This window comes from Natrinema sp. DC36 (genome assembly GCF_020405225.1).
Taxonomy (GTDB): domain Archaea; phylum Halobacteriota; class Halobacteria; order Halobacteriales; family Natrialbaceae; genus Natrinema.
The window spans coordinates 38251-57942 of sequence record NZ_CP084477.1; the positions used below are offsets into that span (position 1 = coordinate 38251).

Sequence of the window (19692 nt, forward strand, 5' to 3'; positions counted from 1 at the left end):
CTGCTGCCGACTCGGGACAACGATGGACCCATCGGGCAGGGTCGATCTTCAACTTCTGATCGCAGCCCGGGCACGTAGCGATTCCTAGCGTGCCTCGAGCGATTGCTACCCTGAATCCGCAGTTTCCGGGACACTCAACGGCCACCAATTCTGCTGCGCGCTCAGTTCCGCTCGAGGAGTGTCCGTCACTCATCGCTCGAGCTACCTCCGTTACTGTCGATGACGTGGCGGACCTCGCCGGCGTCGAAGTTGACGATCGTGTTCGTGACCTGGAGGCCGTGCCGCTCGACGAGGTCGTGGACGTCCTCGGTCTCGATCTCGTTGACGCCGTCGTGGTCACGGCAGCTGACGACGATCGCGGCGCCGTCGCGACCAACCGAGACATCGTCGAGGCTCATCGCCTCGAGGACGAACTGGTCGCTCACGCCGACTCACCTCCGTTTCCAAAGCCAGCCTCTGCAAGGACGTCCGCCGGCGTACGCCCGTACTTGCTCGTATCGCCGTCGTTGCGTTCAAGGCCGAGCCACTTCTGGACGCAGTTTCCGCATAGCCGGTCCTCGACGAGCTCGTCGTCGAAGTGCTCGTGTTCGAACGCACGTGGAGTAGTATCGTTTCGCTCGTCGGCCCAACACAGCGTCACCGGCTCGTCGTACGAACTGGCGTCGCCAGCGAGGTGGATCTGTTGGGACCGGCGGCTCGTCAGACGGACCAGGTGATCGATCTCTGCCCGAACTTCCTCAAGGTCGATATCGTAGCCGCCATCGGTTGCGACCTCGCGATCGCCGTTGTCGCTCCCCTCGAGGAAGCAGTCCATACAGGGAAGCGCGTCGACGTCGGCGTCTGGGCCCGGACATCCGTGCGTCCCGTTGCGACAGTCATCGGTCTGGCCGCCTACACCACCCTCGCTGCGGACGGCGTCGACGGATCCGTAGTGCCAACCGGCGCGGCTCATGCCGATTCACCTCCGTCTTCGTCCTCGGCTAGCCGATCAATCGCGACATCCTCGCACTCGGCACAGAGGTCGTACTCGTGGTCAATGTCCTGCAGTTCGACGTGCTCGAGGCGCTTGAGGTCGGATCCGCATAGCGGTTCGTCGTCTTCCTCGAGGCAGTAGGTCCCGTTGAACTCGAGGACCTCGATCTCACTATCGTAGAACGCGCGCTGGTAGACGTGAAACTCCGAACTCCAGACGAGGCAACCAGGAACGCCGGCGACGCGCTCGAAGTTGCTACAGAAGCCGCCCTGGACCTCGTTGTGCCGGCCGCACAGCGACATCCCGCAGCAGCCACACCGGCCGTGGACAGTCTCCGTACAACCGTCTTCGGTACAGAGGTCTTCTAGGCTGGGCTCTGGTTCAGGCTGATCGTCGTAAAGGACGTGGTGATCACCGGAGTGGAAACCACCATCGGTCACTATCTCGTAGCCAGCTTCCTCGAGTTTCTCTTCGGCCACGTCGAGATCGTCTAGCGTCAGCTTCCCGTTGTCACCGCGGATGACCTCCTTAACCGCCTGCTGGACCAACTCGTCGACCTCGGTCGGCGTCTCGGCGCCGTACCGATCGGTGAGGTACCGCGGATCGAGATCGCCCGCTTTAACCCGGGCCTCGACGAGCGCTTCGTGCCACGCAACGGAGAGCCAGCGCTCGGAATCGACTTCGGTCCGCCGGAGGCGGTCGGGCCGCGGCTCGTAGACATGGCCTCGGTCGTGGAGCCACCCGATCGCGTCGTGGACGTCTGCCCGGACCAACTCGGTCCGGCTGACGATCCAGTCGACGACGTCACCTGTGGGGATGCCGTCCTTCGCCTCCTGGTCGTCGTGTTCGCCAAGGGCCATCCCGACGAGATCGTGGGTCGAGAGCCCCTCGAGGTCGGCGCTGCCGCCGTCGGTTGCGATGTCGTCGTCTGGCTGCAGGTGCGGCGGCAGGTTCTCGAGATCGTCACTATCGACACCAGTCATCACGACCCGGTTCTCGTTCTCGAAGCCGCAGTGACGGCAATCGAACTCAACGATGAGGTGGTAGTCATCGTCTGCGACGTCCACCGTCTGATCGTAGTCGGCGTTCGGGTTCTCGCAGTCACAGGACCGACACGTCAGCAGGCCTTCGGCGGCTTGCAGTCCAGCGTCGGGAGCGTCGGGTTCGATTTTGTCGAACGTCTCCCGCTGCGGGCAGCTGTCTCGCTCGTGGAGCCGGAGGCGGGTGAGGGTCCGGAACGTCTCGCCGCAGGCGTCGCAGACGTGTCCAGAGCCGTCGGTCGCGACCAGCACGCCCGGTCGGTCGACACCATCCGTCCACTCAACGCTGTAATCGTTGTGTTGGATGTTGTGCACGAGCCAGAGGGCGGACATCGTCCCGGCCGTTCCGGGTCGCATACCCGCGCGACGGCTTGCTTCCCGTGGGTCAGTAAACGGCCCACCAATCACTCGGGCAGGGTCCTGGTGTGCATCGGCGAGAATGTACCAGGTGTGGGCGAGGTCATCACCACCGGCATGTCCTCCGTCAGTTGCGACCGTTGGAGTGGTCGGCGGGATGATCGTCTGCGTACGGACGTGATCGCACCGGCGCCCCGATTGATACCGTTGGGCGATGACCTTCGCAGCGTTACTGTCGGCGTAGTTTGTTGTCTCCCAGCATGTTGGGTTGGTACACCGAAACGTCTCGTTCAGCTTACGCTCGCCAATGGCGCCACAGACGTGGCACTCTTGTGAGGTGTACTCTTCAGGGACCGTTTCGACTTCGATCCTGTACTCACCCGCAACTGTCCGCAGCCGGTAGTTGGCGGTTGAAAGCAGCCACGACGTCCCGCGGTGGGCATCTGGATCGGTTAGCCATGCCCACAGATCTGGGTCATAGTGAGAGTCCTCGAGGACGATCACGGGATCGTCGTAGGCACTGGCGTACTCGCAGACCTCGTGTGCGGCGGCGTCGATGAGATCGACGATCGCGTCGTGGCGCTGTTGAACGTAGCCGGCGATCGCCTCACGGGAGTAGTCGTCCCCGGCGAGTAACGCGACCGTCTGGTTACGAAGATCGTCTAGCTGCTGGCAGATCTCTTCACCCCGAACCATCAAGGCACCCTTCCAGTCGGGCATCCCTGCCGGGCATGCGACGTACAGATACCGCTCACCGAGATCGATACCAATCGGCATCTGGGACATCACATCCCACCTCCTGCAGTACTGCGGCCGCCATCGTGATCCCGGAATCTGACACTCATCAAACGGCGGTATGCAGCGAGCAGTTCATGGCTTTCAGCGGGATCAGTGCATGCGGCGATCGCGCCCTCGAGCCCGCGTTCTGCTCGGGTGATCTCGGTCTGGAACTGTTGTGTCGTCGGGATACTCCCGGATCCGTCGGTTGCAATCGTCTCTTTGCGTGTGGGGTTCGTCTCGGACTCGCTCGAACCATCTAGGTCGCCGGCTTCGGCGGCACTCCTAGACCCGATATCATCAGGTGATGATATCTCGAGTAGTTGGTGCGCCGTGCTCTTCCGCTGATCCTCTGGCCCAATGATGTCGAAGTCGTTGAGCCGTGTCCGGATGGTTTCACGACTGACCGACCCATCGAACACATCCTGAGCAATCTCGGAACAAGTGAGATCTTCCTCATGATAGAGGCGTTCGAGCGCCTCTGGGTCGTCCCACTCTCCTTCTTTTCGAGTGCCTATCGAACCGTCCTCGTAATCGTTCGGGCTTCGGCGCTCGATCTCGTGATGGTCCATCCACCGTGAAACCGTGGAGTTGGCACAGCCGAGTTCGTCTGCGACGTCGCTGATCGTCAGCCTCTCGTCGTGGTAGAGTTCCCGAAGCGTCGCTTCGTTACGCCATGGTGGCTGGTAGGTGTCGACGAAGTCCCGGATCGCTTCGCGGATTCCATCGCTCCGACTCTCAAACTGATTCTGATAGTCAATTGTAACATCCAGTTCTTCGAGTAGCGAATCCGGGACGCGGATGCCCAAGTTTGACGTTGGTTCTCCGCCGTCAGGACGGAGGCTCTGCGCACCGCTCGCATCTCCATCACCGTGGAACGGCTTTCCGCAGCGGTGGCACTTGTACGACAGATCGCTCTCTGCATCACAGACACGACAGTAGCGACCACTCATCGCTGATCACGCTCCTCGTGGATCGCGGCAACTCCAGGCGAGGGCCCGCGGACACTGACCGACCCCGATGCGGGCTCGTCGCCGAACAGTTCGGCGCAGCACCGGAGCGCAGCGCCGAGCGAATCGTGCTCCACTCCACAGAGGTCACAGCGCTCGGCGCTCATGCTGAATCACCTTCCACCATCTCGAGGCGGCGCATGTCCTCGCGGTACTGGTTGAAACACTCGCCGGAGTGCAGCGGGTGACCGTTCGAAGTCACAGGGTAATCGCCAGCGTGGACTTCTTCCTGACAGTTCCAGCACATCGGTGCGTGGCGTGACTCGAACGCCTCGTCGAGACGGGCCGGGTCGCGCATCCGGATCGGCATCCCGACACAGCCGTGCGGGCAGGCCAGCCCGATTGCGTGAGCTGGAACATCCGCCCGGAACTCGACACGAAGATCGGCCTCACACTCTGGGCACTGGTAGATCGAGACCACGTCGCCGAGATCGTCGTAGTCGCCAGCGTCGTCGGGGTCGATCATGCCTCCGCCCCGCTATCCTCGAGCGTCTTCTGCTCGGCCTCTTGCTTCTCTTCGACTTCGGCTTCATCGTCGAACGTCGCGATCGGGACGATCTCCTCGTGGATGAATCGGCCGAGCAGCTCGGGCTTCATCTCGGCGGGTTCCCAGATGGCCAGATATCCGCTCGAGTAGATGACCAGGCGGACGAACTGGTCGCGCCAGTGGGTCGTCAGGGCGACACCGACGTCGGCGTTGACCGCCTTGGACTTGAGCGCCCCGTGGCCCCACTCGATCGAGACATCGTCGATGTTGGACTCGTGGGTAGCCATCTCGACGGTCCACGTCCGATCAGCGTCACGCTGGTTTCGAACGAACTCCCACGGTTTGAGCCGCACCGGCGCGATCTCCGGCCCGGCGAACCGCGAGAAGTCGTTGAACGGCCAGTCGGGCTCGTGGTCGAGGTCGCTCGTGTGCGTCCGCTCGGCGAGGATCCAGCCCTCGCCATCGACGTCGGCGACCCACTCGCTCGCGACCTTCCGGGTGACCTTGCGCGTCTCGGTCTCGATCTCGTGGCCGTCGAGCAGGACGCGTTCTTCCTCCTGGGGGACTTCGCCGGCGACCAGTCCGGACTGGATGACGAGGTCGTCCAGGTATGTCTGGGTCTCCTCAACCTCGAGGGCGCGACCGGTCTGGTCGTGGTGGTTCTCGAGGGGGTCGGCGGCGGATTCGGCGAGCAGCGCGAACTGGCCGGCGATCATGCCGCCCCACCCCCTGTGTTCTCGGAACCGTCACCGCGATCTCCCATCGCCTGCTCGTACGCGTCACTGATGTGGCCGCTGTACTCGGTCGGGATCAGCAGTCGAGCGGCATGCTCGAACGACCGGGGCCGTCCCTCGCCGGGATCGTCGTCGACGGCGAGCGCCCGCCCCATCATCGTCTCGATCAGGCTGTGGGCGATCGCCTCGGTGTCGGCGTCGGACTTGCCGTCGACTGGGGCCAGGTGGCCCTCGTAGCCGAAGTGCTCGAGCGAATCCGCGACCGCCGGAACATCTGCAGCTTCCGGATCGTCCCACAGACCGAGGCTGACGGTTGCGTCCTCGCCGACGAAGACACTCTCGCCGCTCCCGGTCTGCCGCTCGATCAGCTCCTCACCAGTGTCGTTGTCCTCGAGCTTGAGGCGGACAACGCGGCCGCCGGCGAGGATCAGACGCAGCCCGTCGGAGACCGGGATGACCGACTTCGTCCCCGTCACTGGCCGTCACCTCCGTTGAACCCGACCGCGACCGTGTACCCACTTGCGATCCACTCGTCCTCGCCATCGCCCGTCACGAGGTAGCGGTGAGCGCCGAGCATCGGGCCACCGTTCAGCGGCTCGAGTGTGTCCGCGCGAGCCTCGGCGTCATCGAACTCCTGGGCGACCTCGAGACGGCGGACGAGTGCAGCGGTCTCGTCGACGTCGTCGTCCTTGAGGCGGGAGTCGTTGGCGTCGGTGCTCACGCCGTCTCACCTCCGATCGTCATGGCTGCGTCGTTTTCGTCGAATTCAAGCTCCGTTTCCGAATCGCCCTCAGTGTCAAACCGTTGGTCGAGATCCTCGAGCAGGTCGACGAACGCGTCGAAGTGCGGGCCGGGTTCGACGTGGTGGCCTCGAGGCCCCAGATCGATCACGTCGCGTCTGTCGAGTTTCGGCAGGTGATCCTGGTAGAGCGCGATATACGTTGACTTGCGCTTGGATTCGGTGACTGACGCGATCGCGTCCGCAAGCGCGCCGACTTCCATCGGACCGAGCGTATCGACGTAGTCGATTACGAGCCGACGACGCTCGTTGCTCACTAGGTGCAGCGTCGTGTCCATCGGGAGTTCGATGGGTTCAGGTCCAGGATCACGACCGAGCAACGAGGACAGTAGCTCGAGCGGTTGCATCTACTTCTCACCCCCGTTGAGATGCGCCTCGAGCCACTCGAACTCGTGCCTAAGAGCGGTATGGCCTTTCTCCGTCAGTGCGTAATTGTTCGTCCGCTTGTCGAGTTCGGACTTGTCGACGAATTCCTGATCGACCAGCTTGTCAAGATTCGGATACAATCGGCCGTGATTTATCTCTTCTCCGTAGTATTCTGAAAGCTCTTCTTTGACCGCCAGACCGTACCGATCGTCAGCTGCGAGGATCGCGAGGATCCGAACCTGGAACTTCGTCAGGTCGGCCGCAGTCTCTTGAATTTCCGTTTCAGTTTCACTCGATTCGATACCGCTATCCGTTCCGGGGTTGTTCTCCCCGGTAACTCCATGCGTCATTGTTGATTGTGGCGTGTGGGGTGGCCCCCTGCGCGTCCGGCCTCGGGTACCAAGCGATTCCGGTCGCGCAGGACAGGGCTAATTCTCGTTCTGTTCGTCTGTGTCGGGCCGTCGTAGCACGATCTCGTCGCCGCCGATGTCGGCCTCGAGTTCGATCTCGTCCTCTTCACCGAACTCGGTGAATTCGAAGATAATCGGCGGGATGGTGATGACGCTCGTTCCGCCACCACCACTCCGGATCGGGCGTTCTCGACAGATCTTGTCTGCTGCTTCATTTGTCCCTCTACTCATCAACATTCACTTTATTTTGGTTCATAATAGTCTCTTTGGTAGCACTGAGTCTAAATCTTATTTCTCTCTGACCTTGCCACGGTGCCTAACACTTATCATTCTGCGTTGTGATATACGAACTGAGGAAGATACATGAGTAAGAGTCAGCAAGTACCCCCCATGGGACGGAAAGTGGAGATTGATCGAGAGAACCAGACCATTCACGCGACTCGGGATCTTCGAGCATCTGGTGGAAGTACTGTGGTATCGATTCCAGATGAGATCCTACAGTCCGTGGGGTTCGAAGAGGGCGACGAACTCGAGATCGTGGCCGATATGTTCGGCGATGAGATCCGCTTGCGAAAATCGCCGCACGATGGACCCTCTCCCACGGGCGAGTAGCGCCTTTTTGCACAGACAGTCTGTTTTGAAGCGTAATCATCGTCCTCCTACCGTCGGCTTCCCGAACTGGCCCTTTGAATCGGCGTCTGGGCCGACGAATTCGATCTCGTCTCGAGCGACCCGATCGCCGGTCTCGTTGTTAACCAGCTCATCGTACGTGCAGCCACACGATCGACATTCGAATTTGCCGTCGGTGACTCGCCAGTTAGCGTGACGCTTCGGGCTCGGACAAACCCAGCGCCACTTCTGTTGAGGATCACTGGTATCAACTCTGAACATATACAGGTGGTCGATATATACCGTATTTAAGGCTCGTGGATGCCGGAGTGAAAGTGAAAGTGACTGTCCAACCTTCCTGACTTTGTATCCCGTCAATCGAATCCATTGGGCATCGCCAGTAGGTGCAAACTACAGTCATAAAAGTGATATTGCCGAGTGTTGACAGAGTTATACGTACGTACGCTGTGAAGTACGTACAGCATTCTAATGGTGCATATGTACGTTCAATGAGCCAATCAGCAATATTATGGCTAACTCGGCCAACGGGTCGGACGAGCCCGAAATGCATCGGCAGGTAAGTTGGATGGTGGCAGCCGATGCGCTTATCCTCGAGTTTCTCTACTCAGCTCGCGATCGGCGTGGGCGCCCATCGATTCAGACGCCACGAACGATCAACCTCAACACGGGTTACTCTCGACAACACGCCAGTGGCCGCTGTAAGGTCCTCGTCGAGTACGGTCTGGTCGAGCAGACCGGCGAAGGGGAGTATCGGCTAACCGAGTTCGGCGAGCGAGTCATGAACGACGACGTCCCGCTCGAGGAGCTGGACGAGCTCGAGCCGAAAGTCGACGATGAAGAATGACTATGTCCCCATCTCGATCGGCATCGACCCGTCGTGCTCGAAGGAGACCGACACGGTCTCGTCGTAGTATGCTTCATTGTTTGCACGTAGTGTGCCCTGGGTAGCATCCTCTGGGAGCGAGAAAACGACCCAGCTTTGGTACGTAGAACCGGATTGAAGCGAGACGCCACTAAGCCCATTACTACTCCCGAACAGGCCCTGGTAGTCGTAGACGACACCGTCAGACTCGAACTGGAAGAGTCGTGGCGTCAGTTCGGTCTCACCATCTCCACGATTCTCGATCTCCATTCGGACGACAAGGAACTTCTGCCCATCGTCGCTCGAGTAGTGCGACATCGAGTCCGGATCTGGATTCACTGCAGACTGAGCGCGCGTATTGTACGTCACACCAAGCTGGTGTGTGGGCTGATCGGCATCGGTATTGAGGCCCTGGTGTTCGACCGAGACGTTCGAAACCTCTCCACCGGGTGCACTAGTCGTCCCAGCAGTGGCCATCGCGAGCGCGACAATCCCGATTAGGATTAGGATTGTCGGGATCCCCGCTGCTGCCCCTGTCGAAAATTCGATTCCCGTCTTGCTTTGCAACACCCGCCGTGTCTTCGGGACTGCGATGACGCCGGCAACGATCAGCACGACCCCACCGATCACGCTTGTGACCAGCGCGAGCACTCCGAACAGCAAGATCGGAATGCCGAGCAAGTACCCCAGTATCGATTTGAATGTTAGTTTCACGAGCAGGTATTTGCACTGCAACTGGTAAATGTTCTGGATAGTCCAAGACAGTTACAATCTTAACCAACACGATCCGCGATTATTCTCGAGCGTTGGTTAAGACTGAACACACAGCTGTATCCGGTGTCCGCTGAAACACACCGCGAGAAAACAAACGTCCGACTACGTCACGACGGCGATCAGGAACGCGCCCTGTTGCTGCACTGCTTCGATCCCGCAGTCCGATTCGGCTAGCGACCGCAGCACGCCTGGCGGGACACGGTCGACCTCCGGACCCAGCACGATCTCGAGGACGCGTCGACCGTCGTAGTCGCGCCGATCGACGAGGCGGGCATCGTGAACCGTCGGGTGCCTGGGCAAGGCTTCGGCGGCCGCCTCGAGGTTTGCAGTCTGGATGCTCACGCCGACCACCTCGAGCGCTGGGCCTCGAGCTCCGAGCTCGCGTTGGCGTCGACCGGCGGTTCGATCCGACCGAGCGCCTGGAGGACACGGCTTGCGTGCTTGCACCGGGCGATCTGCCCACTGCCGGGTTCGCCGCGATAGCGCCAGTCGTCGCACGTGCATCGCCCTTCGCGAAGATCGACCAGGTACTCTGAGTACTTCGGACCACTGCCAGAGCCGACGCCCCAGAGGTCCTCGGCGATCTGCCAGATTCCCATAGGCTGCTCGGCCGCGCGACGATCGCGGGTGAGCGTTGCCTCGTCGATCCCGGCTGCAGGATCGTGGGCGGACTCGGCGGCCGCCATCACGCGGTCACCTCTTCCCAGACGCCGGCGCGCTTCGCGGCCTCGGAATGGCCCTGCAGCCAGTCGCGGGCCTCGCATTTCGCGTCCGCGATCTCGTCGTCGCTCCAAGCATCGTCCCAGTCGTCGACGACCTCGAGCAGATCTACGAGTGCGGCGGCGATGACTTCGTCGACGACGTCATCGATGTGGTCGTTGATCTCCTCCGCAGCGCCGAAGATGTCCAGTCGGCGGTCATCAAGATCCTCGTCGGCCGAGAGTTCGTAGACCTCCTCCGTAACCGAGACGTACCGTTCAAGGCCGGCCCCGTGATCATGGTGGCCCTGGACTGCCTCGTAGACGTTGTTGTGGCAGATCGTTGCGTCGAACGCGTCCGCACGCTTGTGAGCGAGTTCGTTGAGTCGCTTCCGGGCCTGCATTACTCCTCACCTCCGTCGTCGCCGGCACCGTCGCGATCGTGGACGCGGTTCTCGACCTCGAGCCGACTCTTCGGGAACGCGCATCGTTTCTTCTCCTCGAGATTGAGATCAGTCCGTTGCGGGTAGACGACTTCGACGACGTCGTCATTCGATGGGTACTCCGTATTGACGTCCGCGACGGTCAGGCCGTCCTCGAGCTCGTAGGCGTCGGCCTGGAGCGTGTCGAGGTTGACCACGAGCATCGTCGCGTCTGGATTCTGTTCGTCCTGGACGTGATCGCCGACGCCGATCGGCTGGGGACTGTCTCGTTTCTCACCCCCGTCAGCACGCAGGCCGTCGTCCGGTGCGACGATGATCTCCGAGCCGTCAGTGCCGTCGACGTGCTCTGCACCACATGTGGCTTTGGCCTCGGCCAGCTTCCGCATCTCCTTCGCGCCCTCGCGCTCGAGCGCCTCTGCGCGCTGCGCGACGTGATCGTAGTCGCGGACCATCATTGGTCCACACCCCCATCGGTCGCAACTGCCTGCCCGCCGATCGGCCCGATGTAGCGTCGTCGCCGTGCCCCGCAGTCGGGGCAGGCACAGTCACCGTCGTGGTCGTACTCCGTTCCGCAGGCGGTACACTCGACGCGCTTCGTCTCGACGCCGTCCTCTTGATCGTCTTCGTCGTCTTCGAAGTGATCCGAGGGGACGCCGTGGCGGTTCTCGAGGGAGCAGTCGTGGCAGATCCGGCGGTTCGGGCCCGTAAGTTGCCCGCACTGTTTACATTTGCGCGTCATTGGTCGGCCTCCTGTGCTTCCGAAACCGTTTCGAGGGTTCGCGTTTGATCGTTCATTGCTGGTTTCCAGCACGGGGTCGGTGTCTTCAGCACCGGCCTCAGATTCTCCGAGGCGTTCCGTGCTTACTCAACAGTACAGGCTCCATTACTATAAATGTTTGCTTCGTCAAGTACACGCGTATTAGCTATACCAAACATTTAATCCGTCAAGGAGCATAGTCAAGTCGAGGGCAGAGAAATGAACCTGAAAATGGCCCACGAACCCAACGACGCCGACGGGTTAATCCTCAACACACTTACCGAAGGGCGAAATTCGCCGCAGAATCTCGCCGATAAGCTGGATTACTCTCGGCAATATGTACAGAACCGGCTCCAACTACTCAACGCGGCCGAGTTTGTCGAGAATATCGGCGGTGGCCTCTACGAACTCACAGATAAGGGGCGTGACGAGATTGGTGCGCCCGAACGCGACCAACTCGAGACGGTTGCCGACGCTCTGGATGAGATCGAAGCAGCGTTCGAACGCGGCGATCCAGACGCGGCACGCGCAGCGCTCGAGCGAGCGCAAGAAGCGATCTCAGACAGTGATATCGATGATTGAGGTGGAGTCCGGCGGCGATATTCACGTACAGTCTGTTGAGGAAAAGCCATGGCGCGACAAGGACCTCCTCTGGTTACTCTACATCGAGCACGACCTGATGCAGAGGGAGGTTGCTGCACTCTTCGGATGCCACCGCCGGACTGTAATTGAGTGGTGCCGGAGATTCGACATTAAGAAGCCACGTCAAGCCGACACCGAGACACGATTTTGGAGTAAGGTCAATGACGGTGACCATGACGAGTGTTGGGAGTGGACTGCGGCACTCTCTTCAACTGGTTATGGCTCGATCTATTTCGAGGGTAGGTATCAGAACGCGCAACGGGTTGCATACACACTCGAGAACGGCGACCCGGGAGACCAGATGATCCTTCACCACTGCGATAATCGAAAGTGCGTCAATCCTGAGCACCTCTACGCTGGCGACGCATCCGACAATATGCAGGATATGTGGGATCGGGAGAGACACCCTGAACCAGACGCAGTTGGCGAAAAGAATCCGTCGGCGAAGTTGACCGACGATGAAGTTAGGGAGATCAAACAAAAGCTGGCCGACGGGATCCACCCACGGCAGCTTGCTGGAGAGTATGGTGTTCACAAGACGAACATCGGCGAAATCGGACGAGAGAACATCTGGACACACGTCGAACCATGATTGACGACAAACTATTCAGCCGAGAGAATCTCAGCCGCGATGAATGGGTACAGACGCCCCAGCCAGAACACATCATTCCGGATTCGGTGGAAAGGGACCAAACCCGGCAGGAGTTTCGGCGGAAACTGTCGGACACGCCATCTACAGTGGTTCTTAGCCATACGGACGCAGATGGTTATTCCAGCGCCGCCCTGGTCGTGGACTACTGCGGCCCTGATACGGTCGTCCTCCCCGTGAGCTATCACGGGGCCTACGGTCTCCGCGACGCCCTGGACGACCTCGCCGGCGACGTCACTTCGAACACGACGGTCTACATCGTGGACCTGGCAGCGAACGACCGCCACATTGAGGCACACCTGCTCCCGCTCGAGCAGGCCGGCGTTGACGTCATCTGGTACGATCACCACCAGTGGAGCGACGACGCCCGCGACGCGGTCGAGCGCGCCGGCGTCACACTGGTCGTCGACGAAGACGAGTGCGCGGCCTCGCTGCTGGCCCGCGACCTCGGACAGCACTACGATGGCGGCGGTATCCCTGCGGACTTCGATCCGTATCTGCAGGAGCTCGCGGAGGTCACGAAGGATATCGACCTCTGGATCCGAGACGATCCGCGCTCGGAGCGGCTCAACGTCTTCGCGACGATCGCCGACGTCGACGAGTACATCGACACGGTCCTGAAACACGGCGTCGACTGGCCCGACAGCGTTGACGACCGAATCGACGAGCGCCTCGAGCGCGATCGGGAGCTTGAGCAGGCCGCGATCGAGAATCGATCCTCGTACGGGGTCGGTGGCTACTCGGTCGGGATCACGTACATCCGAGGCGGTCGCTCGAGTCAGATCGGGAACGACCTCGTCGAAGAGATGGGTCACGACATCGCAGTGATCTGCAAGACCCACGGCGGCTTGGGAATCTACAGCCACTCCGACCGCGAGACGTTCGCACGGTGCCACGAGATCGCCGACCAGCTGGGCGGCGGTGGACATCCGACAGCGGCCGGCTGCGAGATCCCAGCCGAGACGTTCCGGGAACTCGCGGACTACTGGGTGACTCGTGGGCAGTCGGTTCGGGAGGAGGTGCTCGAGGCGGTCATGGCGGTCGTCCACGAGGACGGTGATCCAGAGTGACGACGATGATTATCCGGGCGAATGACGGCTGGGGGACACATTTCGAGGGCGTTCGCGGCATCACGCTCTGCGGGAAGGCGTTCGATCTCTCGCGGGACGACGTCCATCGCGAAGAGTACGATCTCCCGGACCGAGCAGGTCCTGACTGTGACCACCCGCACGTCATGCTCTGCTCGGACTGTCACAGCATCCGGAACCGAAACCGCGTAGAAGGTGTTGCGCTATGACCGAGAGCGATCAGTCCTTGAGCGTTATAGGTGGAATTAAGCAGAACCGGTGTCGCGCCTCACTCGCTGCTCAATTTTGCCGTTGCAGTGACACCCAATTCAGCAGCGGCGCTGATGCTCTTTTGAATGACAATCGAATATTGCATAGCAGAGAGCAGGGCGATAACAGCAACCTGAGCCAATACCCAGGTCAGGGGATCAAAAGCTTCTGCCAATCCCTCACCGGCCTCTATCAGTTCTTGTCCGAGATAGCTCCAGTACTCCTTTGGCAGGTCCAACCCCTTCGCGGCCCGGGCGAGCGGTTCAGCCCACGAGCCAGCTTCAACCACGATCGCATCATCTGTGAATGTAACTGCTTCCATACTATGGCCAACTGCCCCCGAACCAAAAACCTGGCGTACAGGCCCTCAAACCCTCAGTATGCCGGTCGGCGCACAATCGGAGTGTATCAGCATGAGCACAGCTGAAACCGACGGCGGCGACACCGCCACCGAAACGAAGGAAACGATCACGATCGGCGAGACCGTCGACGGCGCCGCGGTCGAGCTCCCGATCGTCGAACTACTCACCGGCCGCGCGTTCGTGACCGGGAAGTCGGGCTCTGGGAAGTCCAACTCGGCGAGCGTCGTCGCGGAGGAACTCCTCGAGGCGGGCTACCCGGTGCTGATCGTCGATACGGACGGCGAGTACTACGGCCTCAAGGAGCAGTACGAGATCCTGCACGCCGGCGCTGACGAGCAGGCGGACATCCAGGTCGGGCCCGAACACGCCGGCCGGCTCGCCCAGCTCGCCCTCGAGGACGGTGTCCCGATCATCCTCGACGTCTCGGGCTACCTCGAGGAGGACGTCGCGAACAACCTGATCCGGGAGACAGCTCGTGAACTCTTCACTCGGGAAAAGGAGCTGAAGACGCCGTTCCTGCTGGTCGTCGAGGAGATCCACGAGTACGTTCCCGAGGGCGGCGGGTTGGACGACGTCGGGCAGATGCTGATCAAGATCTCGAAGCGCGGTCGGAAGCATGGCCTCGGGATCGCCGGGATCAGCCAGCGCCCCGCCGACGTCAAGAAGGACTTCATCACGCAGGCGAACTGGCTGCTCTGGCATCGACTCACCTGGGACAACGACACGAAAGTTGTCCGGCGCGTCGTCGACGGCGACACCGCGGACGCAGTCGGCGACCTTGCGGACGGGGAGGGTTTCCTCCAGGCCGACTGGCGAGAGGCCGACGTCGAGCGCGTCCAGATGCGACGGAAGCGGACCTTCGATGCCGGCGCGACGCCCGGCCTCGAGTCCGTTGAGCGCCCCGAACTGAAGGGGCTCGACGAGGGCCTGCTCGGCGAGCTCGAGGAAATCTCCGACCGGGCCGACCAGCGCCGTGACGAGGTCGCCCGCCTCGAGGAGCGCCTCGACGAGAAGGACGAGCGGATCGCAGAGCTCGAAGCAGAACTCGAGAACCAGCAGAACATCGCCGATGCAGCCCAGCAGATGGCCAACGCACTGCAACAGGGCGGCGACACGGAGGCGGTCCCCGAGGACTTCGACGCCCAGATCGAGGCGAAGAACGAGGAGATCCGCGACCTCGAGTCACGCCTCGAAGACGTCGTCGACGAGCGTGACCAGCTGCGCGATCGCGTCGACGAACTCGAGCGCGAGGTCGACCGGCTGCAGGTCGCCGAGGATCGCATCGAACGCGCTGAGCAGATCGAGACGCGACTCGAGGAGGCCCGTGACGTGTTGGGCGTGGAGGTCGAGACGACGGTACCGTCGCCCGCTGCGGGCGACCACGAGGCCGACAGCGCTGACGTCGACCGACTCCGCGAGCGGATCGACGACCTCGAGGCAGAGAACGAGCGCCTTCGGGCCCAGACCGACGCCGAGATCGACGAGCGTCTCGAGTCCTACGAGGACTTCTTGAACGTGGACGCGGTCCAGGCGTCGCTCGAGGCCGCGAAAGAGGAGTGTTCGGCGTCGCCGCGCTACGTCAAAGGAGTCCTCGCGGGGATCATCGCCGAGAACGGCCCCGTCTCCTACGAATCCGTCGCCGAACGGCTGGGCGTATCGACGACGACCGACGTCTCGAAGGCCGCCTCAGAACTCGAGCGCCGAAAGATCGTCACGAAGGACCGGCGCGACGGCGAGATGATGGTCGACCTGAATACCGATGGAATTGAATCGGTTCGGAAGGCCGCAGCGGAGCGCGAGAAGACCGAGCAGCTGATGGAGGATCTGTGATGGGCGTCGCTACCCAGCCTTCGGCCGGCGATCTCCCCGACATCCGGTTCGTCGACCGTTTCGCGCACGACGGCGATGTCTTCTACGCGAGTCGGACTGAGAACCGCACTGAACTCTACCGCGTGACCGGGACCGTCGACCTCGCTCGAGCACTGCTCCAGCAGGAGGCCGTGATCCACGACGAGACGATCTGCCGGTGTCACTACGAGGATCGGTACGGAACGGTCGATCTGCAACATCACATGGCCGGGCGCGTCGCCTCGATCCGCGTCGACGCGGTCCTCGACGAGCCGGCGATCGCCCTCGAGGAGGTTGATCGACTGTGACCGACGGTGAACTTCCGCGGGACGACGATGGAACGCTTCTGGTCCCGAAAGGCGTCCTCGAGGGAATCGATGACGCCGTCGAAGGTCGTACCGCGGATGGGGACGATCTCGACGCGGCCCTCAGCTGGATGGGTGATGGCGGTGACTGACACCGAGGCCGTCCACGTCATCGTGATCGGCGAGGGTGCGACCGAGACGATCCTCCCGATCACGCAGGACCGACTCCCAGCCGACCGCGTCCGGATCGTTGAGACCGACCCCGAATCGACCGACGAGTACGATCGCTATCTCGAGGACCTGCTGGGCGTCGTCACGAGTCGGACGGCTGCCGACTCGTTCGACGATCAGTACCTCGAGGTCGCCGACACGATCCGGGAGGAACTCGACGCCGACAACCGCGTCTGGTGTAACGCGACCGAGTCCGGGTACGCGATCGCGACGGCGGCCTCGACCATCGCGGCCGAACGGCCAGCTGCACGATCGCGGATCCACGCGTACCAGGCGACCACCGGCGGCTACGATCAACTCCCGCTCGTCGCGGATCCACAGCTGTCGGACACGGCAGTTGAGGTCCTCGAGGCGCTCGCGGAGAACCAGGGCGTCGGGTCGATCAGCCAACTCGCCCATCGAATGGTCGACGGAGATCTCGGAGACTCGTTCCGGAGCAAAGTTCAGTACAACGCCGAGAAACTCGAGGATGCAGGGTATATCGAACGCGTCCAGCGAGGGAATCGGATGCAGCCGTGCCTCTCACCGATGGGGCGACTGTGGGTCACGGAGCGTGGTCGCGATGACTGACGATCGCCACGCTCTCGCGTTCCTCGCTGCCCACGCTGCTGGCGACTTCCCCTTACAATCGGACTGGATGGCAGCCGAGAAGTTCGACTCACGACTCGCTCGAGCAGCCCACGTCACGGTCTACACGGCCGCGTTTCTACCGCCGGTCATCGGGGCCGGCTGGTCGCGACGACGCACAGCGGCGTTCCTCGCGATCCTGTGGGCGTCACACTTTGTGGTCGACTCCCGACGGTGGAACGACGCCGTCCCGATCTGGTACGACCAGGCGTTGCATTTAATCGCTCTCGCCGTTGCTCTCGAGGTAGTAGACCATGAATGACGCCCTTCCGCCGGTACTCACCTGGCGATACGAGCGCATCGATACGGCATCGGTCGAGCCGTTGGCGTCCGGACGCGAGATCCGGGACGCGACGACACTCGACGTGCACGAGATCGAAGTCGAGCGCGACGAGGCGCGTCAGATTCTACAGGATATCCACGACACGATCGACGAACGGTCGAAATACTACCTGATTGAGGAGGTCGTTCTCGGTGACGAGATCTACGTCAAGGCCGATATTTACTGCCGGTGTGCGTACGAGGCCTCACTCGAGAACACGCTCGGCATCGACGTAACGGTGGTCCCTGGCGACATGATCGAGCCGGTCGTGCCGACCAAGAAGCGTATCGAGGAATATCTCGAGGAACGAGGTCGCGATGACTGACACCGACTCGAGCGACCGCTGGTCCTGCCCCTCGCCGGACGACTGCTCGTTCACGACTGACGACATCGAGGAGCTCCGCGATCACGTCAACAGCGAACACGCCGGCGAGTATCAACGGCGCGACTGGCCGGACACTGAGGCCGGTCGCGAGTCTCGAGAGGTCGTGCAGGTGGACGATGAGGACGACGAGCAACAGGGGGGAGAGCCCGATGCCTGACGGTGACCACGAACTGGACGGCCGCGAGGAGACGCTCGAGCGCCTCGAGGCCGCTGCTCGCGAGCGCTGGGACGACGAGAAGTGGTCGATCCGGGCGACACACTTCAGCGATGGGACGACGCAGGCCTACGCGTTCCGTTCGCGTGGCGTCGTCGACGACGATCGCGATGAGAAAACGCTCGAGCAGGAACGGCTCTATTCGGATGGCGACCGGACCGTGTTTCGACGCGTCCATCTCCACACAGAGGACGTCGTCGACGTGCTCGAGGAACGCGAGTTCGAAGCCGAAGCCGATCGCGACTGACTGCCTTTTCCTATCCGCGAGATCGCAGGTGCCGACGCCACACCCGAAGAAATATGGAGTGTTGACGCCGACTTTTAGTTGCGCTCGAGGTCGGCGTGACAGTCGTCACAGATCAGGTTGTAGGTGTCAACGTCCGCACCCGCAGGCGCTTCCCAGTTACCAGCCCAGAAGCGCACGTCGCGGAACGGATCGTTTTCGAACCCACACCGATCGCATATTTCGTTCATTTTCTTTCTCACCTCCGCAGGATTTCACGCGTCCGCGCTTCCTCCTACATTCAGTAGTATGCACTATACCCTCTTAATACTTGTTATATATTGCAACGTTGCAGCATACCAGCAACCTTTAGTGGTTGCAGATAATAGCAACCTGTATGGTACGAGCGCTACTGACAGAGACCGAACGGGCGAATATCGCGGGAGAGAACGGCGACCAGCGGAAGTATGAGAGTATCTCGAGGGTCCGCTCTCGGATCGATGGCCAGCTCCGGGAAGACGTCGAACATCTCGCTGAGCATCACGAAGATCTCCTCGAGGAGCTACAGGAGGTTGTTTGCAAGGTCGATGGTGGTCAGGATGACTGAAGTGGCAATTGACCACGACGTACTGAAGCGTGCCCTACTCGAGTCACTTCAGTCGTATTCTGAGAGATTCGAGGAGAGTGGGACCAACGTCGAGGTCCGTGAGGAAGCAGAGGTAACAGTTGACGGTCGGGAGCGCCGTGTTGACGTGATGCTAATCAAGAAGAACGACTACAGCGTTGAGACGGCTGCAAAGTACGCCTTCGAGGTCAAAACCACCCTTGGAGACTCAGTCGGTTCCCCGTCGCAGCTGAGGGACTATGCTGCTGCAGACTGTCAACCTATTCTCGTGGCAGCAGACTATCTTTTTGATGAGAACGACAGTTTACTGGAGGGTGCGTCTGCACATGGCCCTGTTATCGGTGTCGCTGCGCATGAGTCGGGCCAGTTCAGTTTCGATGTGATCAGCGGAAGCCTATCGAAAACTGGCCTTCACCACCTTTCTGAGCATTGGACTACTCTTATCGACTATGCAAACTCTGAGCCGGCCACGGAGATGGATCCAGAAAACGTGTCTATCCCATGGATCTATCGGCGGGGGTCGGCGGTTGAAGATCGGGATGTGACGAAACAACTCCATATGCAGAAAGAGACCGCCCGCCAACTGGTTGAGTTTCAGAACACGATTGAAGACCGATTAGGTGAAAATATCTATCGGGCGGATCTTCGCGAAGCTTGTTTATTAGCCGCTATGCGAGATCCAGGCTCCGTCGTTGATCAGTTAGTTCGATGGGGATACAATACATCCAACCCGGAGGCGAAAAATTAGACTCGTAACTTAGACGCCTAAGATATCTGAGTCAGTTATCCACATCACTTAGACATC

34 protein-coding genes are annotated in these 19692 nt (G+C 61.1%); 15 read left to right on the forward strand and 19 right to left on the reverse strand.

What is annotated here, in order from left to right:
- Window positions 1–185 precede the first annotated feature (185 nt).
- From LDH74_RS25960 to LDH74_RS26010, 11 genes are all read right to left on the reverse strand, one after another.
- The gene (locus LDH74_RS25960) at window positions 186–425 is read right to left on the reverse strand and encodes a hypothetical protein (protein ID WP_226043433.1); all 240 of its coding nucleotides are present in this window, start codon (window positions 423–425) and stop codon (window positions 186–188) included.
- Window positions 422–952, reverse strand: a complete 531-nt coding sequence (locus tag LDH74_RS25965; protein ID WP_226043434.1) for a hypothetical protein — start codon at window positions 950–952, stop codon at window positions 422–424. The genes LDH74_RS25960 and LDH74_RS25965 overlap by 4 nt, the downstream gene beginning before the upstream one ends.
- On the reverse strand, window positions 949–3156 hold the full coding sequence (locus LDH74_RS26735; protein WP_345778584.1) for a zinc ribbon domain-containing protein: 2208 nt from the start codon (window positions 3154–3156) through the stop codon (window positions 949–951). Before LDH74_RS26735 ends, LDH74_RS25965 begins: the two co-directional genes overlap by 4 nt.
- A complete protein-coding gene (locus LDH74_RS25975; RefSeq protein WP_226043435.1) occupies window positions 3156–4100 on the reverse strand; it encodes a hypothetical protein in 945 nt (314 codons plus the stop codon). Before LDH74_RS25975 ends, LDH74_RS26735 begins: the two co-directional genes overlap by 1 nt.
- A 160-nt stretch (window positions 4101–4260) precedes the next feature.
- Window positions 4261–4623 (reverse strand): hypothetical protein, encoded by a 363-nt coding sequence (locus tag LDH74_RS25980; RefSeq protein WP_226043436.1) that lies wholly within the window; start codon window positions 4621–4623, stop codon window positions 4261–4263.
- The gene (locus tag LDH74_RS25985; protein ID WP_226043437.1) at window positions 4620–5360 is read right to left on the reverse strand and encodes a hypothetical protein; all 741 of its coding nucleotides are present in this window, start codon (window positions 5358–5360) and stop codon (window positions 4620–4622) included. Before LDH74_RS25985 ends, LDH74_RS25980 begins: the two co-directional genes overlap by 4 nt.
- Window positions 5357–5854 (reverse strand): hypothetical protein, encoded by a 498-nt coding sequence (locus tag LDH74_RS25990; protein WP_226043438.1) that lies wholly within the window; start codon window positions 5852–5854, stop codon window positions 5357–5359. Before LDH74_RS25990 ends, LDH74_RS25985 begins: the two co-directional genes overlap by 4 nt.
- Entirely contained in the window at window positions 5851–6099 is a 249-nt protein-coding gene (locus LDH74_RS25995; RefSeq protein ID WP_226043439.1) for a hypothetical protein, read from the reverse strand. The genes LDH74_RS25990 and LDH74_RS25995 overlap by 4 nt, the downstream gene beginning before the upstream one ends.
- Complete coding sequence (locus LDH74_RS26000) at window positions 6096–6524, reverse strand: hypothetical protein (protein ID WP_226043440.1); 429 nt, start codon at window positions 6522–6524, stop codon at window positions 6096–6098. Before LDH74_RS26000 ends, LDH74_RS25995 begins: the two co-directional genes overlap by 4 nt.
- Entirely contained in the window at window positions 6525–6893 is a 369-nt protein-coding gene (locus LDH74_RS26005) for a PadR family transcriptional regulator (RefSeq protein ID WP_226043441.1), read from the reverse strand.
- Between the two features lie 78 nt (window positions 6894–6971).
- Complete coding sequence (locus LDH74_RS26010) at window positions 6972–7184, reverse strand: hypothetical protein (RefSeq protein WP_226043442.1); 213 nt, start codon at window positions 7182–7184, stop codon at window positions 6972–6974.
- 907 nt (window positions 7185–8091) lie between these two features.
- On the opposite strand from LDH74_RS26010, the gene LDH74_RS26015 reads away from it, so the two are divergent.
- Window positions 8092–8427 (forward strand): hypothetical protein, encoded by a 336-nt coding sequence (locus LDH74_RS26015; protein WP_226043443.1) that lies wholly within the window; start codon window positions 8092–8094, stop codon window positions 8425–8427.
- Here the strand turns inward: LDH74_RS26015 and LDH74_RS26020 are convergent, their stop codons facing one another.
- The 6 genes from LDH74_RS26020 to LDH74_RS26045 form a co-directional block, all read right to left on the reverse strand.
- Complete coding sequence (locus tag LDH74_RS26020; protein WP_226043444.1) at window positions 8428–9159, reverse strand: DUF4352 domain-containing protein; 732 nt, start codon at window positions 9157–9159, stop codon at window positions 8428–8430.
- 162 nt (window positions 9160–9321) lie between these two features.
- On the reverse strand, window positions 9322–9561 hold the full coding sequence (locus LDH74_RS26025) for a hypothetical protein (protein ID WP_226043445.1): 240 nt from the start codon (window positions 9559–9561) through the stop codon (window positions 9322–9324).
- The gene (locus LDH74_RS26030) at window positions 9558–9905 is read right to left on the reverse strand and encodes an SWIM zinc finger family protein (RefSeq protein ID WP_226043446.1); all 348 of its coding nucleotides are present in this window, start codon (window positions 9903–9905) and stop codon (window positions 9558–9560) included. The genes LDH74_RS26025 and LDH74_RS26030 overlap by 4 nt, the downstream gene beginning before the upstream one ends.
- Window positions 9905–10321 (reverse strand): hypothetical protein, encoded by a 417-nt coding sequence (locus tag LDH74_RS26035; protein WP_226043447.1) that lies wholly within the window; start codon window positions 10319–10321, stop codon window positions 9905–9907. Before LDH74_RS26035 ends, LDH74_RS26030 begins: the two co-directional genes overlap by 1 nt.
- Window positions 10321–10815: a hypothetical protein gene (locus LDH74_RS26040; RefSeq protein ID WP_226043448.1), complete on the reverse strand. Its 495-nt coding sequence runs from the start codon at window positions 10813–10815 to the stop codon at window positions 10321–10323. The genes LDH74_RS26035 and LDH74_RS26040 overlap by 1 nt, the downstream gene beginning before the upstream one ends.
- Window positions 10812–11099 (reverse strand): hypothetical protein, encoded by a 288-nt coding sequence (locus LDH74_RS26045; protein ID WP_226043449.1) that lies wholly within the window; start codon window positions 11097–11099, stop codon window positions 10812–10814. The genes LDH74_RS26040 and LDH74_RS26045 overlap by 4 nt, the downstream gene beginning before the upstream one ends.
- A 237-nt stretch (window positions 11100–11336) precedes the next feature.
- On the opposite strand from LDH74_RS26045, the gene LDH74_RS26050 reads away from it, so the two are divergent.
- From LDH74_RS26050 to LDH74_RS26065, 4 genes are all read left to right on the forward strand, one after another.
- Complete coding sequence (locus LDH74_RS26050) at window positions 11337–11699, forward strand: hypothetical protein (RefSeq protein WP_226043450.1); 363 nt, start codon at window positions 11337–11339, stop codon at window positions 11697–11699.
- Complete coding sequence (locus tag LDH74_RS26055; RefSeq protein WP_226043451.1) at window positions 11692–12351, forward strand: HNH endonuclease; 660 nt, start codon at window positions 11692–11694, stop codon at window positions 12349–12351. The genes LDH74_RS26050 and LDH74_RS26055 overlap by 8 nt, the downstream gene beginning before the upstream one ends.
- Window positions 12352–12548: 197 nt before the next feature.
- Window positions 12549–13478: a hypothetical protein gene (locus tag LDH74_RS26060; protein WP_226043452.1), complete on the forward strand. Its 930-nt coding sequence runs from the start codon at window positions 12549–12551 to the stop codon at window positions 13476–13478.
- 5 nt (window positions 13479–13483) lie between these two features.
- On the forward strand, window positions 13484–13705 hold the full coding sequence (locus tag LDH74_RS26065; protein ID WP_226043502.1) for a hypothetical protein: 222 nt from the start codon (window positions 13484–13486) through the stop codon (window positions 13703–13705).
- 59 nt (window positions 13706–13764) lie between these two features.
- Here LDH74_RS26065 and LDH74_RS26070 read toward each other — a convergent pair whose 3' ends face one another.
- Window positions 13765–14067, reverse strand: a complete 303-nt coding sequence (locus LDH74_RS26070; RefSeq protein ID WP_226043453.1) for a hypothetical protein — start codon at window positions 14065–14067, stop codon at window positions 13765–13767.
- Between the two features lie 91 nt (window positions 14068–14158).
- Here LDH74_RS26070 and LDH74_RS26075 point away from each other — a divergent pair, with 91 nt between their 5' ends.
- Genes LDH74_RS26075 through LDH74_RS26110 form a run of 8 tightly spaced genes read left to right on the forward strand, consistent with a single transcriptional unit; the run spans window position 14159 to window position 18286 of the window.
- Entirely contained in the window at window positions 14159–15937 is a 1779-nt protein-coding gene (locus LDH74_RS26075; protein ID WP_226043454.1) for a DUF87 domain-containing protein, read from the forward strand.
- Complete coding sequence (locus tag LDH74_RS26080) at window positions 15937–16263, forward strand: hypothetical protein (protein ID WP_226043455.1); 327 nt, start codon at window positions 15937–15939, stop codon at window positions 16261–16263. Before LDH74_RS26075 ends, LDH74_RS26080 begins: the two co-directional genes overlap by 1 nt.
- Window positions 16260–16412 carry a hypothetical protein gene (locus LDH74_RS26085; protein ID WP_226043456.1) on the forward strand — a complete coding sequence of 51 codons (153 nt, stop codon included), beginning with the start codon at window positions 16260–16262 and terminating at the stop codon, window positions 16410–16412. Before LDH74_RS26080 ends, LDH74_RS26085 begins: the two co-directional genes overlap by 4 nt.
- Window positions 16399–17061 carry a hypothetical protein gene (locus LDH74_RS26090; protein ID WP_226043457.1) on the forward strand — a complete coding sequence of 221 codons (663 nt, stop codon included), beginning with the start codon at window positions 16399–16401 and terminating at the stop codon, window positions 17059–17061. Before LDH74_RS26085 ends, LDH74_RS26090 begins: the two co-directional genes overlap by 14 nt.
- Window positions 17054–17380: a DUF3307 domain-containing protein gene (locus LDH74_RS26095; RefSeq protein ID WP_226043458.1), complete on the forward strand. Its 327-nt coding sequence runs from the start codon at window positions 17054–17056 to the stop codon at window positions 17378–17380. The genes LDH74_RS26090 and LDH74_RS26095 overlap by 8 nt, the downstream gene beginning before the upstream one ends.
- Window positions 17373–17765, forward strand: coding sequence for a hypothetical protein (locus LDH74_RS26100; RefSeq protein WP_226043459.1), 393 nt, complete (start codon window positions 17373–17375; stop codon window positions 17763–17765). The genes LDH74_RS26095 and LDH74_RS26100 overlap by 8 nt, the downstream gene beginning before the upstream one ends.
- Window positions 17758–17982, forward strand: coding sequence for a hypothetical protein (locus LDH74_RS26105; protein WP_226043460.1), 225 nt, complete (start codon window positions 17758–17760; stop codon window positions 17980–17982). The genes LDH74_RS26100 and LDH74_RS26105 overlap by 8 nt, the downstream gene beginning before the upstream one ends.
- The gene (locus LDH74_RS26110; RefSeq protein WP_226043461.1) at window positions 17975–18286 is read left to right on the forward strand and encodes a hypothetical protein; all 312 of its coding nucleotides are present in this window, start codon (window positions 17975–17977) and stop codon (window positions 18284–18286) included. The genes LDH74_RS26105 and LDH74_RS26110 overlap by 8 nt, the downstream gene beginning before the upstream one ends.
- Before the next feature lie 74 nt (window positions 18287–18360).
- Here the strand turns inward: LDH74_RS26110 and LDH74_RS26115 are convergent, their stop codons facing one another.
- Window positions 18361–18513 (reverse strand): hypothetical protein, encoded by a 153-nt coding sequence (locus LDH74_RS26115; RefSeq protein WP_226043462.1) that lies wholly within the window; start codon window positions 18511–18513, stop codon window positions 18361–18363.
- Window positions 18514–18659: 146 nt separating this feature from the next.
- Between LDH74_RS26115 and LDH74_RS26120 the strand changes: the two genes are divergently transcribed.
- Together LDH74_RS26120 and LDH74_RS26125 are read left to right on the forward strand one after the other, a co-directional pair.
- Window positions 18660–18869 carry a hypothetical protein gene (locus LDH74_RS26120; RefSeq protein WP_226043463.1) on the forward strand — a complete coding sequence of 70 codons (210 nt, stop codon included), beginning with the start codon at window positions 18660–18662 and terminating at the stop codon, window positions 18867–18869.
- A complete protein-coding gene (locus LDH74_RS26125; protein WP_226043464.1) occupies window positions 18862–19635 on the forward strand; it encodes a hypothetical protein in 774 nt (257 codons plus the stop codon). The genes LDH74_RS26120 and LDH74_RS26125 overlap by 8 nt, the downstream gene beginning before the upstream one ends.
- Window positions 19636–19692 lie beyond the last annotated feature (57 nt).

Coding starts and splice junctions, on each gene's coding strand:
- LDH74_RS25965 (WP_226043434.1), bottom strand. CDS start 952: ATGAGCCGCGCCGGTTGGCACTACGGATCCGTCGACGCCGTCCGCAGC.
- LDH74_RS26735 (WP_345778584.1), bottom strand. CDS start 3,156: ATGTCCCAGATGCCGATTGGTATCGATCTCGGTGAGCGGTATCTGTAC.
- LDH74_RS25975 (WP_226043435.1), bottom strand. CDS start 4,100: ATGAGTGGTCGCTACTGTCGTGTCTGTGATGCAGAGAGCGATCTGTCG.
- LDH74_RS25980 (WP_226043436.1), bottom strand. CDS start 4,623: ATGATCGACCCCGACGACGCTGGCGACTACGACGATCTCGGCGACGTG.
- LDH74_RS25985 (WP_226043437.1), bottom strand. CDS start 5,360: ATGATCGCCGGCCAGTTCGCGCTGCTCGCCGAATCCGCCGCCGACCCC.
- LDH74_RS26000 (WP_226043440.1), bottom strand. CDS start 6,524: ATGCAACCGCTCGAGCTACTGTCCTCGTTGCTCGGTCGTGATCCTGGA.
- LDH74_RS26005 (WP_226043441.1), bottom strand. CDS start 6,893: ATGACGCATGGAGTTACCGGGGAGAACAACCCCGGAACGGATAGCGGT.
- LDH74_RS26010 (WP_226043442.1), bottom strand. CDS start 7,184: ATGAGTAGAGGGACAAATGAAGCAGCAGACAAGATCTGTCGAGAACGC.
- LDH74_RS26015 (WP_226043443.1), top strand. CDS start 8,092: ATGGCTAACTCGGCCAACGGGTCGGACGAGCCCGAAATGCATCGGCAG.
- LDH74_RS26030 (WP_226043446.1), bottom strand. CDS start 9,905: ATGGCGGCCGCCGAGTCCGCCCACGATCCTGCAGCCGGGATCGACGAG.
- LDH74_RS26035 (WP_226043447.1), bottom strand. CDS start 10,321: ATGCAGGCCCGGAAGCGACTCAACGAACTCGCTCACAAGCGTGCGGAC.
- LDH74_RS26040 (WP_226043448.1), bottom strand. CDS start 10,815: ATGATGGTCCGCGACTACGATCACGTCGCGCAGCGCGCAGAGGCGCTC.
- LDH74_RS26045 (WP_226043449.1), bottom strand. CDS start 11,099: ATGACGCGCAAATGTAAACAGTGCGGGCAACTTACGGGCCCGAACCGC.
- LDH74_RS26050 (WP_226043450.1), top strand. CDS start 11,337: ATGAACCTGAAAATGGCCCACGAACCCAACGACGCCGACGGGTTAATC.
- LDH74_RS26055 (WP_226043451.1), top strand. CDS start 11,692: ATGATTGAGGTGGAGTCCGGCGGCGATATTCACGTACAGTCTGTTGAG.
- LDH74_RS26065 (WP_226043502.1), top strand. CDS start 13,484: ATGATTATCCGGGCGAATGACGGCTGGGGGACACATTTCGAGGGCGTT.
- LDH74_RS26070 (WP_226043453.1), bottom strand. CDS start 14,067: ATGGAAGCAGTTACATTCACAGATGATGCGATCGTGGTTGAAGCTGGC.
- LDH74_RS26075 (WP_226043454.1), top strand. CDS start 14,159: ATGAGCACAGCTGAAACCGACGGCGGCGACACCGCCACCGAAACGAAG.
- LDH74_RS26080 (WP_226043455.1), top strand. CDS start 15,937: ATGGGCGTCGCTACCCAGCCTTCGGCCGGCGATCTCCCCGACATCCGG.
- LDH74_RS26090 (WP_226043457.1), top strand. CDS start 16,399: ATGGCGGTGACTGACACCGAGGCCGTCCACGTCATCGTGATCGGCGAG.
- LDH74_RS26095 (WP_226043458.1), top strand. CDS start 17,054: ATGACTGACGATCGCCACGCTCTCGCGTTCCTCGCTGCCCACGCTGCT.
- LDH74_RS26100 (WP_226043459.1), top strand. CDS start 17,373: ATGAATGACGCCCTTCCGCCGGTACTCACCTGGCGATACGAGCGCATC.
- LDH74_RS26105 (WP_226043460.1), top strand. CDS start 17,758: ATGACTGACACCGACTCGAGCGACCGCTGGTCCTGCCCCTCGCCGGAC.
- LDH74_RS26110 (WP_226043461.1), top strand. CDS start 17,975: ATGCCTGACGGTGACCACGAACTGGACGGCCGCGAGGAGACGCTCGAG.
- LDH74_RS26115 (WP_226043462.1), bottom strand. CDS start 18,513: ATGAACGAAATATGCGATCGGTGTGGGTTCGAAAACGATCCGTTCCGC.
- LDH74_RS26120 (WP_226043463.1), top strand. CDS start 18,660: ATGGTACGAGCGCTACTGACAGAGACCGAACGGGCGAATATCGCGGGA.
- LDH74_RS26125 (WP_226043464.1), top strand. CDS start 18,862: ATGACTGAAGTGGCAATTGACCACGACGTACTGAAGCGTGCCCTACTC.